The sequence below is a fragment of the Rathayibacter sp. AY1H2 genome (genome assembly GCF_002931985.1).
In the GTDB taxonomy this organism is placed as follows: domain Bacteria; phylum Actinomycetota; class Actinomycetes; order Actinomycetales; family Microbacteriaceae; genus Rathayibacter.
On the sequence record NZ_PSUV01000001.1, the window covers coordinates 14,293 to 27,831 of the forward strand.

Sequence of the window (13,539 nt, forward strand, 5' to 3'; positions counted from 1 at the left end):
CTATTTCCCTTCTTCGATGGGGATTCCCATCACCGCGCGTCGTCGGGGCGACGAAGCGCGGGAACCTGTGCGGCCGGCGGTGCCGGCCAGGCCGAGCACGACTCCGCGCGGCACGGCGAGCCGCTGGAGGAGGGCGAAGAGGACCTCGCTGAGGAGCGTCAGCACGATCACCAGGATCGAGCCGGCGAGCATCTGCGGGTAGTCCCCCGACTTCACTCCGCGGAAGATGTACTGCCCGAGGCCGCCGGCGCCGATGTAGTCGGCGAGCGTGGCGGTCGCGATGATCTGCAGCGCCGCCGAGCGGAGCCCGCCGATCAGCAGCGGCAGCCCCAGCGGGATCTCGACCTTCGTCAGGATCTGCCACTCGGTCATGCCCATCGAGCGCGCCGCGTCGACCGTGCGGCGGTCGACCGCCTCGAGCCCGGAGTACGCGCCGGCGAGCACCGACGGGATCGCGAGCACGACGAGGGCGATCACCGGAGCGCCGAGGCCGAGCCCCAGGCTCATCGCCGCGAGGACGAGCACGCCCAGCGTCGGCAGGGCGCGCAGACCGCCTGCGACCGGCACGGCGATGCCCTTGCCGCGCCCGGTGTGCCCGATCAGGTAGCCGATCGGGATCGCGATCGCGGCCGCGATCACGAGCACCAGCAGGCTGATGCCGACGTGCTGGGCGACACGGGTCGGGATCGCGTAGACCCCGGTCCAGTGCGCGGGGTCGGCGATCCAGGCGAAGGCCTCGGCGATGAGGTTCACGACGTCACCGCCCTCTCGACCGTGACCGGTCTGCGCGAGCGGCGCGTGCGGTCCAGAGCCGTCCAGGGCATGAGGAGACGGCCGATCAGCACCAGCAGTCCGTCGAGTACCAGCGCGAGGACGATCGTGAGGACGATGCCCGTGACGATCTCACCGGTGATGCCGCGCTGGAAGCCGTCGGTGAAGAGCAGGCCGAGGCTCTGGATCCCGAGCACCGCGCCGACCGTTACCAGGCTGACCGTGCTGACCGTGACCACGCGCAGGCCCGAGAGCAGGACCGGACCGGCCAGCGGGAACTCGACCCGCCAGAAGCGCGCCCAGCCGGAGTAGCCCATCGCGGTCGCCGACTGGCGGACGTCGTCCGACACCGCGCCCAGTGCGTCCGAGGTGGTGCGGACCATCAGCGCGACACCGTAGAGGGTGAGGCCCGTGATCACGTTGGCGGTCGAGCGGAGCGGGATGCCCAGCAGGACCGGCAGCAGGATGAACATGGCCAGCGAGGGGATGGCGTAGAGCACGCCGAGCCCTGTCAGCAGGGTGCCGCGGCTCCAGCGGTAGCGGTTCGCGAACCAGCCGAACGGCAGCGAGACGAGGAAGCTGAGCAGGATCGGCGGGACCGACAGGGCCAGGTGCGCCAGCAGGTTCGCGACGATCGCGTCCGTGTTGTTGACGACCCAGTTCACGCGGCGGGGCCGTCCTGCGCGCGCAGCACTCCGGTCGGGCGCCCGTCGCCGTCGACCACGATGCGGGCGCCGTCGCGCTCCTCGATCCGGAGCGAGCGCTTGCCGCGGTCGGCGCCGACGAAGCCGGCGACGAACTCGCTCGCGGGGTTCGCCAGGATCTCGGCGGGCGAGCCCTTCTGCGCGATCCGGCCGCCCTTCTCGAGGATGACGACCTGGTCGCCGAGGAGGAACGCCTCGTCGATGTCGTGGGTGACGAAGACCACGGTCTTGTCGAGCTCGTCCTGGAGCCGCAGGGTCTCGCGCTGCAGGTCGGCGCGCACGAGAGGGTCGACCGCGCCGAACGGCTCGTCCATCAGCAGGATGTTCGGGTCGACCGCCAGGCCGCGCGCCACACCGACGCGCTGCTGCTGGCCGCCGGAGAGCTGGCTGGGGTACCGGGCGGCGAGCGCACGGTCCAGTCCGACCGTGTCCATCAGCTCGAGCGCGCGGGCGTGCGCCTGCTTCTTGGCGACCCCGTTCAGCCGCGGCACGGTCGCGATGTTGTCGATGACCTTGCGGTGCGGCAGGAGGCCGGAGTTCTGCATCACGTAGCCGATGCGGCGGCGGAGCGCGACGGCGGGCAGGGACGAGATGTCCTCGCCGTCGATCTCGATGGTGCCGGAGGTCGGCTCGATCATCCGGTTGATCATGCGGAGGATCGTGGTCTTCCCGCAGCCCGAGGAGCCGACGAAGACGGTCGTCTGCCGGGAGGGCAGCACGAGCGAGAAGTCGTCGACCGCCCGCGTGCCGTCCGGGTACTGCTTGCTGACGTTGCGGAACTCGATCACGAGGCCGCCCGCCGTCCGGCGGTGTGCGCGCCGATCTGTCCCTGGTCCACGACTGTGCCCGCTCTCGCTCCGCGCGTCCGGCCGTTGCACGGCCCGCGGCCCCGAACGGGGCCAGGCGGCAAGGAAAACACCAATAGCAGCCGCCTGCCAACCCGGACCGCGAAGTGTTGCGGGATGTTCCGGGAGCGACTAGGGCCTTGACAGTCCTAGCCGGTCAGGACTCCTCGACGGCTCCGTAGTGCGAGGTCATGTAGTGGCGCAGCAGCGAGCGGCTCTCATCGATGAAGCGCTGGTCGCCGTTGGGGTCGATGAGGAACGCGCGCGTGAGCAGCGCGTCCGCGACCTCGATGGTCACCTCGAGGCGGAAGGACAGCTGCGCGCCGCCCGGGAGGCCGTACTCGGACGCGAGGATCTCGGCGAAGCGGCGGGCGAAGAAGCCGGCCTCGAACGCCTCGCCCGCGACCTCGGGGGCGTGGATCGTGTCGACGAAGCGGATGGAGCGGAAGCCCGGCTCGTTGCGGTGCATCTCGCAGAAGGCGTCGATCGCGCAGTCGACCGCGCCCCACCAGTTGCCCGGGTGGGTGTCGCGGATCTCGGTGATGACGCGGCGGCGGAAGCGCTCGAGAGCCCGCTCGCGCAGCGCCTGGAGGACGGCGATGCGGTCCGGGAAGTAGCGGTAGACCGTGCCGATCGCGGCTCCCGCGCGCTCGGCGACCATCGCCGTGGTCAGGCGGTCGAAGCCGACCTCGTCGACGACGGCGGCTGCCGCGTCGAGCAGCGAGGCGAGACGGGCGGCGCTGCGCACCTGCACCGGCTCGTTGCGGACCTGGGACGATTCACCGAACGGTCGATCGACGAGGTTTCCAAGAGGCACGGCGGGCTCCTTCGGTCGTGGTTCCTACAATCGTACGCACGGCGACCGCCGGTCGGGGTCGTCTCATCGAAAGTCCCTCGTGTTTCGCGCCCCCGGAAGGGCGACGGCTCCGCGGGTCCGATCCACCCGGGAGAAACCATGTGCGGACGCTTCGTCCTCTCGCAGACCACCGCCGACCTGGTGGCGCTCTTCGACATCGACGAGCCGGGCGCCGACCTTCCGGAGCCGTCCTGGAACATCGCGCCGACCCAGCGGATCGCCGTCGTCGCGGAGTCGATGAAGGGGGTCGAGGAGGGCAGCCCGCCGCGGCGTCGGCTCGCCGGAGCCCGCTGGGGCCTGGTGCCCCGCTCCGCCGCCGACCCGTCCGCGGGGCCGCCGCTGTTCAACGCGCGGATCGAGTCCGTCGCCGAGAAGCCGTCGTTCCGCGAGTCCTACGCCTCCCGGCGCGCGATCGTGCCCGCCTCGGGCTGGTACGAGTGGCGGGTCGGCGCGGACGGGGCGAAGGCCCCCGTCTACGTCTCGCCGGGCGAGGGCTCGCTCCTCCTCTTCGCCGGTCTCTACGAGTGGTGGCGCTCGGCCCAGCCGGGCTCTCCGTGGCTGCTCTCGGCGACGGTCCTCACCCGCCCCTCCGCCGGGCCGCTCGCCGAGGTGCACGAGCGGATGCCCGTGCTGCTGCAGCCGGAGCTGATCGAGGACTGGCTGGACCCGGCGTCCCCCGGGGACGGCGAGCTGCTGCGCGCGGCCGCCGAGGGTGCGGCCGAGCTGGCAGAGGAGCTCGAGGTGCACGGCGTCGGTGCAGCCGTGGGCTCCGTCTCGGCGAACGGCCCCGACCTGATCGAGCCCACCGGAGCCTGACGATCGCGTGAGAGCGCGATCCGCGGTCCGGCATCCGGTCTGACAGACTGGGCGGATGCCGCTGACGCCCGAGAGCAAGCCCCTGAGCGCAGGCAAGGCGGAGGTCATGCACCGCGCCGCCCGCCTCGAGGACCGACTCCACTCCTTCCGGATGAGGCGCGTGAAGCGCAAGGGCTACGTCCCGAGGGTCATCCCCTACACCGGCTACGGCTCGACGACGCAGCTGCGCGTCCTGGCCCGCGTCCTCTACACGCGGCCGACCCCTCCCGGGGTCGAGGAGGTCCGCCCCGTCGAGGGCGTGCGCGGCTGGCGGAGCTTCACCAGCGTCTTCGTGAGCGGGGCCGTCGTGACCGTCGAGGCCGACGGGCAGACCCACCGGGTGACGGCCGACCGCGGCGGAGTCGTCGACGCGGACCTCCCGATCACGCTCGAGCCCGGCTGGCACACCATCACCTTCTCGACCGCGGGCTCGAAGCCCGTCGAGGCGCCCGTCTTCATCGTGCGTCCGGAGGCGCGGCTGGGCGTCGTGTCGGACGTGGACGACACGGTGATGGTCACCGCGCTCCCCCGCCCCTTCGTCGCCGCCTGGAACACCTTCGTGCTCGACGAGCACGCCCGGATGCCCACGCCCGGCATGGCGGTCTTCCTCGACCGCTTCGCCCGGCAGTACGAGGGCTCCCCGGTCATCTACCTCTCCACCGGCGCGTGGAACGTCGCCCCGGCGCTCACCCGCTTCCTGTCGCGGCACCTGTACCCGGCCGGAGCGCTCCTTTTGACCGACTGGGGCCCGACGCACGACCGCTGGTTCCGCAGCGGCAAGCAGCACAAGGAGATGAACCTCCGCCGACTCGCGGCCGAGTTCCCGGACGTGCGCTGGCTGCTGGTCGGCGACGACGGGCAGCACGACGAGGAGATCTACTCCGACTTCGCGGACGAGCACCCCGACAAGGTCGCGGCGATCGCGATCCGCCAGCTCTCCACCGGCGAGGCGGTGCTCGCGGGAGGCCGCTCCAAGGCCGAGGACCGCTCCCTGACCAGCGGCACGACCTGGGTCTTCGCGCCCGACGGCGCGGGCATCTCCGAGCAGCTGACGGAGCTCGGCATCCTCTGATCCCGGACCGGCTCCGGGAACGACGGAGCCGTCCGCTCCCCGGGGGGAGGGACGGCTCCGGTCGATCGGCTCGGACTACGCCTGGTGGGCGGCCTGCAGGTCGAGGGTGATGGTGACCTTCTCGCCGATGAGCACGCCACCGGTCTCGAGGGCCGCGTTGTAGGTCAGACCGAAGTCGGTGCGGTCGATGGTGGCCTTGGCGGTGAGGCCGGCCTTGTAGTTGCCGTACGGGTCGGTGCCGAAGCCGCCGAACTCCACCTCGAAGGTGACGGGCTTGGTGGTGCCCTTGATGGTGAGCTCGCCGTCGACGAGGAAGTCGTCGCCGTTCGGGCGGACGGCGGTCGAGACGAAGTGGATCTCCGGGTACTTCTCGGCCTCGAAGAAGTCGCCGGTGCGGAGGTGGCCGTCGCGGTTGGGCTCGTTGGTGTTGACGGAGGCGACCTCGGCGGTGGCCTCGACCTTGGAGTCGAGCGGGTTCTCGCCGGTGGTGAACGTGGCGGTGAAGCGCTCGAACTTGCCCTTGACCTTGCTGATCATCAGGTGGCGGACGCTGAACGCGACCTCGCTGTGGGTGGGGTCGATGACCCAGGTGCCGGCCTTGTAGCCGGGGATGGTGACGGTGTCGGTCATGGTTTCTCCTCGAGTGTGACGGTCGTCGCGGGGAGAGCGTCCCCGTCCGATGTATGCAAGCGCATCGACGTCGATCAGTATTCCATGTAGCGACAACTATTTCATCCACGTTCCGTCGAAGGATCGGCGGACACCGCGTGAACACGGAGCGCCGCACCCCGGACGGGGGTCGGAGACGCTCCCCGAGCAGTCGTCAGCGGTCGGCGGGAGCCGGGTTGCGGATGCCGAGGAGGGAGACGACGCCCCCGGCTACCAGGAGGGCGGAGGTCGCGACGGCGGCACGGGAGAAGCCCTCGACATCGAGCGAGTCGCCGACCACGAGCGAGGTCGCGGCGATGGCGACCAGCCCGGCGATGCGCGAGACGGCGTTGTTCACGGCGGAGCCGACTCCGCTGTGCCCGTCCTCCACCGCGCCGAGGATCGTCGAGGTCAGCGGAGCGACCGTCACCGCGAGGCCGAAGCCGAAGAGGAGGATCCCCGGCATCAGCTGCGTGGCGTAGTCGGCGCCCTCGTCGACGAAGGAGAGCAGGAGGAACCCGGCCGCGGCGATCAGCGGTCCGACGCCCATGAAGAGCCGCGGGCCGAACCGCGCCGACAGCGACCCGGAGATCTGCGAGAGCAGGAGCAGCAGGATCGTCGGCGGGAGCGTCGCGAGCCCGGCCAGGGTCGCCGAGAAGCCCAGGGTCTGCTGGAGGAACAGGCCCAGCGCGAAGAAGCCGAAGGAGAGCGCGCCGTAGACGAACGCCGTCGAGACGTTGCCGACGGTGAAGTTCCGCGACGCGAACAGCGACAGCGGCAGCATCGGATGCGCCGCGCGCCGCTCCCACACGACGAACGCGACGAGGGCGGCGACTCCCCCGATCAGGGCGGTCAGCACGAGCGGATGCTGGATCCCGAGCCGCTCCTGCTCGATCAGCGCGAACACCGGCCCTCCCAGGCCGATCACCCCGAGCACCGCGCCGACGCCGTCGATGGGCACCCGGGTCCCCGAGTCGACCGCGCCGAGCCTGCGCAGCAGGACCAGCGTCACCGCGATCGGCAGCAGGTTGAGCGCGAAGACGTACCGCCACGAGCCCGCGTCCACCAGCAGGCCGCCGAGCACGGGCCCGGCGATCGTCGCCGTGCCGGTCCAGGCCGTCCACGCACCGATGGTCCGAGCCTGCGCGGCGCCGTGGACGGTCGCGATGATGAGGGCGAGCGAGCTGGGCACGAGGATCGCGCCGGCGGCACCCTGGAGCATCCGCGCCACGATGAGGACCTCGGCGGTGGGGGCCAGCGCGCACAGCAGCGAGGTGACGCCGAAGCCGATCAGGCCGATGGTCATGCTGCGGGCCCGGCCGATGCGGTCGGCGAGCGAGCCGGCCACGAGGATCAGCGCGCCGAGCGTGATCAGGTACCCGTCGACCACCCACTGCTGCACCGCGAGCCCGCCGCCGAGCTCCCGGGTGATCGCGGGCAGGGCGACGTTGACGACGGTGCCGTCGAGGAAGGCGACGAAGGAGGCGAGGACGGCCACCACGAGCACCGCGCGGCGGCGCGTCTCGGCGGAGTCGGCGGAGGCGGTCATGCTCGGGCTCTGGTCACCCGCTCACCGTACCGGCGGCCGCCGCTCCCGGGGCCGGGAGGGCGGGCATCAGGGCCCCCGAGCGCGGCCGCACGACGGATCCAGACTCGTCGCCTACTCTCGTAGCCATGTCTGCGCAAGGAACCGCCCGCGGCGGCGTGCTCGCCCGGGTCCTCGGGATCGTCGGAGCCAGCCTCGCCGGGGGCCTGCTGATCACGGTCGGGGTCACTCCCGCCCTCGCCGTCACCGGTCTCGCCGAGAACAACCCGATCGGGCTGTTCGAGACGGTGCCCGAGTACCTCGAGCTCGGCCAGCTGGCCCAGAAGACCGAGATCTACGCGAAGCGCACCGACGGCTCGGACGAGCTGCTCGCCTCCTTCTACGCGCAGAACCGCGAGGAGGTGGCCTTCGACCAGGTCAGCCAGTCCGTGAAGGACGCGGCGGTCTCGACCGAGGACCCGCGCTTCTACGACCACGGCGGCGTCGACCTGCAGGGCACGATCCGCGCGGTGCTCAGCAACATCGTCGGCGGGGACCTCCAGGGCGGATCCTCCATCACTCAGCAGTACGTCAAGAACGTCCTCGTGCAGAAGGCGGAGTCGCTGAGCGCGACCGACGAGGCGGCCTCCGAGGCCGCCTACGAGGAGGCGACCGCGACCACTCCGAGCCGCAAGCTCAAGGAGATGAAGCTCGCCGTCGACCTCGAGAAGAAGTACAGCAAGGACGACATCCTCCTCGGCTACCTCAACATCGCGGGCTTCGGCGGGCAGGTCTACGGCATTCAGGCGGCGGCCGAGTACTACTTCTCGACCAGCGCGGCCGACCTGAGCCTCGCGCAGGCCGCCAGCCTGATCGCCACGGTCAACAACCCCAACGGCCTCAGGATCGACCAGCCCGAGAACATCCCGGACAACAAGATCCGCCGCGACTACGTCCTCGACCAGATGCTGCAGGAGGGGAAGATCTCGCAGGCCGACCACGACGCCGCCGTCGCCGAGGAGGTCGTCCCCGCGATCACGCAGACGCCCACCGGCTGCCAGACCGCCGGCAACGCGGCCTTCTTCTGCGACTACATCACCCGCGTCGTCCAGAACGACCCGGCGTTCGGCGACGACGCGGACACCCGCCTCGCCAACTTCCAGCGCGGCGGCTACAAGATCTACACGACGCTCGACCGCGACCTGCAGGACACCGCGGCCAACGCGACGAACAACGCCGTCCCCAAGGTCCCCACCCTCGACACCAACATCGGCAGCGCGACCGTCTCGATGGAGGTCGGTACCGGCCGGATCCTGGCGATGGTGCAGAACAAGGACTACGACGCGGCCGGCGCCGTGAACGGCGCGAACTTCTCCGCCGTCAACTTCAACACCGACACGGCCTACGGCGGCTCCGCCGGGTTCCAGGTCGGATCGACCTACAAGGTGTTCACGCTCGCGCAGTGGCTCGCGAGCGGACGCACCCTGAACGAGACGATCAACGGCCGCGAGCGCACCTTCTCGGGCTTCCCCGCCAGCTGCGCACCGGGCGGCGAGCTCGACACCTCCTACGAGGTCAACAACGACGACAGCGAGAACGGCAGCTACAGCGTGCTGACCGGCACGATGCAGTCGATCAACACCGTCTACGTCTCGATGGCGCAGCAGCTCGACCTCTGCGCGATCCGCGATCGCGCGGTCGGCTTCGGCGTGAAGGCGGCCGACGGCGGCGAGGTCGACTACAAGCCGTCCGCCGTCCTCGGCTCGGACACGCTCATCTCCCCCCTCTCGATGGTCACCGCCTTCGCCGGCTTCGCCAACAACGGCACCGCCTGCTCCGCGATCGCCATCGACTCGATCACCGACGCGACCGGCGCCGCCGTCCAGCCGCCGACCTCCACCTGCAACCAGGCCCTCAGCCCCGAGCTGACGGCGGTCGCGAACTACGCCCTGCAGCGCGTCGTCACCGGCGGCACGGCCGCCCAGTCCGACCCGGACGACGGCATCGAGCACATCGGCAAGACGGGCACCACCGACAACGCGGAATCGACCTGGATGGACGGGGCGAGCTCGCGCGTCGCGACCGTGGTCTGGGTGGGCAACATCGACGGCCACACCTCGATGCGCGAGGTCCGCTTCCCGAACTCGGAGCTCGAGAGCCGCCCGTACGCCTCCAACATCCGCCACTACATCTGGAACTCGGTGATGACCCGCGCCGACCAGAAGTACGGCGGAGACGACTTCGAGGAGCCCAGCAGCGCCCTGCTGAACGGCCGCCAGATCGCCGTGCCGACCGTCTCCGGCCGCTCGGTCGACGACGCCACGGAGGCGCTGGAGGACCTCGGCTTCGACGTCGAGGAGGGGGCGACCATCGACTCGTCGCTCCCGGCCGGCGTGGTGGCGGGCACCGACCCGGCCGCGGGCACGACCGTCGCGCGCTACTCCGACATCGCCCTGCTGATCAGCAACGGCTCGCAGGTCCCGGCTCCCGCCACCCAGGCACCGGCTCCGGCTCCGACCGGCACGGGAGTCCCCGCGACCGAGGCTCCCCCGGCGACGCCCACGGCGACCCCGACAGCGACAGCCACGGCGACTCCGACGGCGGAGGTCGAGGAGTGAGCTTCGACGCGGACTTCCTCGGCGTCCCCGCGGGTGCGCCGCGCCTGAGGGTCGAGCGCCCGGTGCGGCTCCTGCCGTACACGCACTTCGAGGTGCTGCTGGATCCGGAGCGGCGCCTGGCCGTCTCGACGGCCGTGAACATCGACGGCGCGCGCCTGGTCGAGCTCGGCCGTGGCGACGACTGGCACCTCGACGACCGCATCCCCGCCTCCGAGCAGACCGGGCCGGAGGTGTACGCCCGCAACGACCTCGACCGCGGCCACCTGGTCCGCCGCCGCGACCCCGTCTGGGGCGACCGGGACGAGGCCGCCGCGGCCAACCGCGACAGCTTCTGCTACACGAACGCCGCGCCCCAGGCGAGCGGCTTCAACCAGTCGCAGGAGCTGTGGCTCGGGCTCGAGACGCTGGTGCTCGAGTACGCGCAGACCTGGCGCACGCGCCTGAGCGTCTTCACCGGGCCCGTGCTCGCGGACGACGACCCGGTCTACCGCGGTACGGGCATCCCCCGCCACTTCTGGAAGATCGCGGCGTGGAGCCCGGACGGATCGACGCTCGCGACGAGCGCGTACCTGCTCGACCAGAGCGAGCTCGTGGAGCGGGTGCGCGAGGGCCTGGTGCCGCTCGGCGGCTTCAGGACGTTCCAGCTGCCGGTCGCCGCGATCGGCGAGCTGACCGGTCTCGACGTGGATCTCCTCGCCGGGGCCGACGTGCTCGGCTCGGCAGGACTCCGGCCGGAGCCGTGGCGCGAGATCGTCGAGCCGTCCGACGTGGCGAGCGGCCTCCTCCCCCGCTGAGGCTCCGCCGGGGGCAGGATGGGCGGATGAGCACCCCCGTCCTGGTCGAGATCACCTCCGGCGCCGTCGTCCTCCGCGACCCGGAGGGTCCGCTCGTCCGCGTCGACGAGGCGGGCTACCTCCGCGGCGACGGGGTCTTCGAGACCGTCGCGGTCCTCGACGGACGTCCCCGCGCGCTCGGCGAGCACCTCGCGCGGCTGGCCGGATCGGCCCGGGCCGTCGGGCTGACGATCCCGGAGGCGCCCCTCTGGTCCCGAGCGGTCGACCTCGCCGTGGCGGAGCACGACCGGGTCGACGACCTGACGGTCCGCTTCATCGCCGCCCACGGCTCGAGCGACTCCGCCCGGTGCACCGTGCGCGCGGCTCCGACTCCCGACTCGAGCGCGCTCCGGGAGAAGGGCGCGGCCGTCGTCGTGCTGGACCGCGGGTACGCGAGCGGTCCGCTCGCGCCGTGGCTGCTCCCGGGCGTCAAGACCACCTCGGGCGCCGTCACCCGGGCGGCGCTGCGCGAGGCGGCGTCCCGGGGCGCGGACGACGTGGTCTGGCGCACGAGCGACGGGCTGCTCCTCGAGGGAGCGACGTCGAGCCTGGTGCTCCTCGGCGACGGGGTGCTCGCGACGCCGCTCTCGGGCAGCGTGCTCGCCGGCACGACGGTCGAGCGGGTCCTCGCGCTGGGCGAGCGCCGCGGGCTCGCGTCGTCGCGCCGCGAGCTGCCGGTCTCGGCGCTCACCGGTGCCGATGCGGCGTGGCTGGTGTCGAGCACCCGGCGGGCGATCCCCGTCCGCTCGGTCGACGGCGCACCGCTCGCGATCGACGCCGGCCTGACGGCGGCGTTCGAGGCGGGGCTGCTCGCCGGCTGACCGCGTCCGCGGCTCGGACTCCCTGCGCGTCAGGCCGCTGCGGCCAGCGCGCGGGAGGTGTGCGGGCCGACGCCGGCCTCCTCCGCGTCTTCGAGATCGGCGAGCGTGTCGACGTCCAGCCTCAGCGTCGACGAGCCGGGCAGCACGACGACCGCGCAGCCCGCGTCGCGGTGCCGGGCCAGCGAGCCCGAGCCGAACGCCGGAGCGACGAGGGCTCCGGCCGCCAGCAGGAGCGCCGTGGTGCCGCTCCCCTCGCGGTCCGGGACGACGGCCGGGAGCGACCGCGTCGCGAGCGCCTCGGAGAGGTCCGACGGCAGCAGGGCGGGCAGGTCCCCGGTCAGCACGATCACCGGGGCGCCCGGCCGGCGGTGGAGGGCGGCCTCGGCCCCCCCGGACACGGCGGCGTCGAGGGTCCCCGGGTCGGGCACCACCACCAGCTGCGGGTGCTCCGCCCGTGCGCGGTCGGCCGCACCGGCGTCGGAGGTGACCAGGAGAAGGCTCGCCACCGGCTCCGCGGCGGCCACGGCGGCGAGCGTGTCCAGGAGGAACGCCTCGGCCAGCGCCGCGCGGCCCGGCACGTCGAGGCGCGTCTTCGAGCCGCCGCGGCCCTTGAACACGACGACCGCGCTCCAGCCGGTCACGCGCGCTCCTCGCGCGAGGCTGCTCCGGCCGCGAAGCCCTCGGCGAAGGCCTCGTCGGCGCCGAGGCGGAACATGTCGTCGGGGCCCGTGCGGGTCAGCGTGCGGGCACCCGGGCTCTCGACTCCCGTCACCAGGCGGGCGAGCCCGCGGACGACGGCGACGGGGCGTCCGCTCGCCTTGCCCTTCACCAGGTCGCCGAGCGCGGCGATCTCGTCCGCGACGGCCGGCATGGTCACTCCCAGCGTGCGCCCCAGGGCGTCGACTCCGCCGCGGAGGTCGTCGATCACGAGGACGCCGGAGGCCCCGATGGCCGCGTCGGTCTGCCCGACCCGCCACGCGCGGCCCAGGGTGTCGCTGACGAGCACGCCCACCTCCACGCCGAGCCGCTCCCGGAGGCCCGCGCAGAGGGCCCGCGCCGAGGCGTCCGGGTCGACGGGGAGGAGGAGGACCGTCCCCTCCGCGACGTTGCTGGCATCGACTCCGGCCGCCGCCTGCACGATCCCGAGGCGGTTCTCCACGATGCGGGTGACGCCGGAGCCGTGCGCCCGGGTGGCGACGACGCGGACGGTCTCGGCCGTGATCGCGTCCTCGCGGTCGGCCGCGGCGACGACGCGCCCCTCCGCCTTCGAGACGATCTTGCTCGTGACGACGAGGATGTCGCCGTCCGCGGGCCGGTCCTCCTCGGCGGCGGCGGCGACGGCCGCGAGGATCAGCTCGAGCAGGTCGTCACCGGGAGTCACCTCCGGGATGCCGTCGAGGGCCCAGGCCTGCACGCGCGTCTCGCTCACCGGTCCATTCTCCCGGCTGCCGCGGGCGCACGGGTCCACGGCCCGAGATCACCCGAGTGGACCATCGGCGGCGCCTCAGCCGGCGGCGAGGTACGCGGCGACCGCGGGCGGCACGTAGGGGGCGACGTCGCCGCCGAGGGAGGAGACCTGCCGCACCAGCGAGCTCGACACGTGGGCGTGCGCGGGATCGGGCAGGAGGAACACCGTCTCGACGTGCGCGAGGTTGCGGTTCACGATCGCCATGGGGGTCTCGTACGCCACGTCGACCTGCGAGCGGATGCCCTTCACCAGGATGCTCGCGCCGACGTCGGTGCAGTAGTCGACGAGCAGGCCCATGCTCCACGAGGCGACGACGATCCGTCCCTCGACGCCCGCCTCCGCGATCGACTGCTCGATGAGCGAGACGCGCTGGGCGATCGGCAGCAGCGCGGTCTTGGCGGGGTTGTGCACCACTACGACGTGCAGCTCGTCGACCAGGCGCGCGGCCCGCTCGATCACGTCGAGATGACCGAGGGTCACGGGGTCGAAGGAGCCGGGGACGACGGCGATGCGGGCCATGCCG

The 13,539-nt window shown here is 72.3% G+C and carries 14 protein-coding genes; 5 read left to right on the top strand and 9 right to left on the bottom strand.

Annotated features, from left to right (window positions below):
• The 4 genes from C5C29_RS00060 to C5C29_RS00075 form a co-directional block, all read right to left on the bottom strand.
• Window positions 1-753 (bottom strand): ABC transporter permease, encoded by a 753-nt coding sequence (locus C5C29_RS00060; protein ID WP_104225632.1) that lies wholly within the window; start codon window positions 751-753, stop codon window positions 1-3.
• Entirely contained in the window at window positions 750-1,436 is a 687-nt protein-coding gene (locus tag C5C29_RS00065; RefSeq protein WP_104307890.1) for an ABC transporter permease, read from the bottom strand. The genes C5C29_RS00060 and C5C29_RS00065 overlap by 4 nt, the downstream gene beginning before the upstream one ends.
• Window positions 1,433-2,263, bottom strand: a complete 831-nt coding sequence (locus C5C29_RS00070; protein WP_104225631.1) for an ABC transporter ATP-binding protein — start codon at window positions 2,261-2,263, stop codon at window positions 1,433-1,435. The genes C5C29_RS00065 and C5C29_RS00070 overlap by 4 nt, the downstream gene beginning before the upstream one ends.
• Window positions 2,264-2,477: 214 nt before the next feature.
• Complete coding sequence (locus C5C29_RS00075; RefSeq protein WP_104223107.1) at window positions 2,478-3,137, bottom strand: TetR/AcrR family transcriptional regulator; 660 nt, start codon at window positions 3,135-3,137, stop codon at window positions 2,478-2,480.
• 138 nt (window positions 3,138-3,275) lie between these two features.
• Here C5C29_RS00075 and C5C29_RS00080 point away from each other — a divergent pair, with 138 nt between their 5' ends.
• Both C5C29_RS00080 and C5C29_RS00085 read left to right on the top strand, forming a co-directional pair.
• The gene (locus C5C29_RS00080) at window positions 3,276-3,992 is read left to right on the top strand and encodes an SOS response-associated peptidase (RefSeq protein ID WP_104223106.1); all 717 of its coding nucleotides are present in this window, start codon (window positions 3,276-3,278) and stop codon (window positions 3,990-3,992) included.
• Window positions 3,993-4,047: 55 nt separating this feature from the next.
• Window positions 4,048-5,103, top strand: coding sequence for an App1 family protein (locus C5C29_RS00085; protein WP_244229442.1), 1,056 nt, complete (start codon window positions 4,048-4,050; stop codon window positions 5,101-5,103).
• Window positions 5,104-5,178: 75 nt separating this feature from the next.
• Here the strand turns inward: C5C29_RS00085 and C5C29_RS00090 are convergent, their stop codons facing one another.
• Together C5C29_RS00090 and C5C29_RS00095 are read right to left on the bottom strand one after the other, a co-directional pair.
• Window positions 5,179-5,733, bottom strand: coding sequence for a YceI family protein (locus C5C29_RS00090; RefSeq protein WP_104223105.1), 555 nt, complete (start codon window positions 5,731-5,733; stop codon window positions 5,179-5,181).
• 193 nt (window positions 5,734-5,926) lie between these two features.
• Window positions 5,927-7,300, bottom strand: coding sequence for a DHA2 family efflux MFS transporter permease subunit (locus C5C29_RS00095; protein ID WP_104223104.1), 1,374 nt, complete (start codon window positions 7,298-7,300; stop codon window positions 5,927-5,929).
• 125 nt (window positions 7,301-7,425) lie between these two features.
• On the opposite strand from C5C29_RS00095, the gene C5C29_RS00100 reads away from it, so the two are divergent.
• From C5C29_RS00100 to C5C29_RS00110, 3 genes are read left to right on the top strand one after another with little or no spacing between them, the layout of a single operon-like run.
• Window positions 7,426-9,894 (top strand): transglycosylase domain-containing protein, encoded by a 2,469-nt coding sequence (locus C5C29_RS00100; RefSeq protein WP_104223103.1) that lies wholly within the window; start codon window positions 7,426-7,428, stop codon window positions 9,892-9,894.
• Window positions 9,891-10,688: a DNA/RNA non-specific endonuclease gene (locus C5C29_RS00105; RefSeq protein ID WP_258062225.1), complete on the top strand. Its 798-nt coding sequence runs from the start codon at window positions 9,891-9,893 to the stop codon at window positions 10,686-10,688. Before C5C29_RS00100 ends, C5C29_RS00105 begins: the two co-directional genes overlap by 4 nt.
• 26 nt (window positions 10,689-10,714) lie before the next feature.
• Entirely contained in the window at window positions 10,715-11,548 is an 834-nt protein-coding gene (locus tag C5C29_RS00110) for an aminotransferase class IV (protein ID WP_104223102.1), read from the top strand.
• A gap of 29 nt (window positions 11,549-11,577) precedes the next feature.
• Here C5C29_RS00110 and cofC read toward each other — a convergent pair whose 3' ends face one another.
• The 3 genes from cofC to coaD all read right to left on the bottom strand — a co-directional run bounded on the left by cofC (window position 11,578) and on the right by coaD (window position 13,535).
• On the bottom strand, window positions 11,578-12,189 hold the full coding sequence (cofC, locus tag C5C29_RS00115) for a 2-phospho-L-lactate guanylyltransferase (RefSeq protein WP_104223101.1): 612 nt from the start codon (window positions 12,187-12,189) through the stop codon (window positions 11,578-11,580).
• Window positions 12,186-12,977: a coenzyme F420-0:L-glutamate ligase gene (locus C5C29_RS00120; protein ID WP_258062224.1), complete on the bottom strand. Its 792-nt coding sequence runs from the start codon at window positions 12,975-12,977 to the stop codon at window positions 12,186-12,188. The genes cofC and C5C29_RS00120 overlap by 4 nt, the downstream gene beginning before the upstream one ends.
• Window positions 12,978-13,052: 75 nt before the next feature.
• Window positions 13,053-13,535: a pantetheine-phosphate adenylyltransferase gene (gene coaD / locus C5C29_RS00125; protein ID WP_104223138.1), complete on the bottom strand. Its 483-nt coding sequence runs from the start codon at window positions 13,533-13,535 to the stop codon at window positions 13,053-13,055.
• Between the last annotated feature and the right edge of the window lie 4 nt (window positions 13,536-13,539).

Coding starts and splice junctions, on each gene's coding strand:
- C5C29_RS00100 (WP_104223103.1), top strand. CDS start 7,426: ATGTCTGCGCAAGGAACCGCCCGCGGCGGCGTGCTCGCCCGGGTCCTC.
- coaD (WP_104223138.1), bottom strand. CDS start 13,535: ATGGCCCGCATCGCCGTCGTCCCCGGCTCCTTCGACCCCGTGACCCTC.
- C5C29_RS00090 (WP_104223105.1), bottom strand. CDS start 5,733: ATGACCGACACCGTCACCATCCCCGGCTACAAGGCCGGCACCTGGGTC.
- C5C29_RS00095 (WP_104223104.1), bottom strand. CDS start 7,300: ATGACCGCCTCCGCCGACTCCGCCGAGACGCGCCGCCGCGCGGTGCTC.
- C5C29_RS00080 (WP_104223106.1), top strand. CDS start 3,276: ATGTGCGGACGCTTCGTCCTCTCGCAGACCACCGCCGACCTGGTGGCG.
- C5C29_RS00085 (WP_244229442.1), top strand. CDS start 4,048: ATGCCGCTGACGCCCGAGAGCAAGCCCCTGAGCGCAGGCAAGGCGGAG.
- C5C29_RS00110 (WP_104223102.1), top strand. CDS start 10,715: ATGAGCACCCCCGTCCTGGTCGAGATCACCTCCGGCGCCGTCGTCCTC.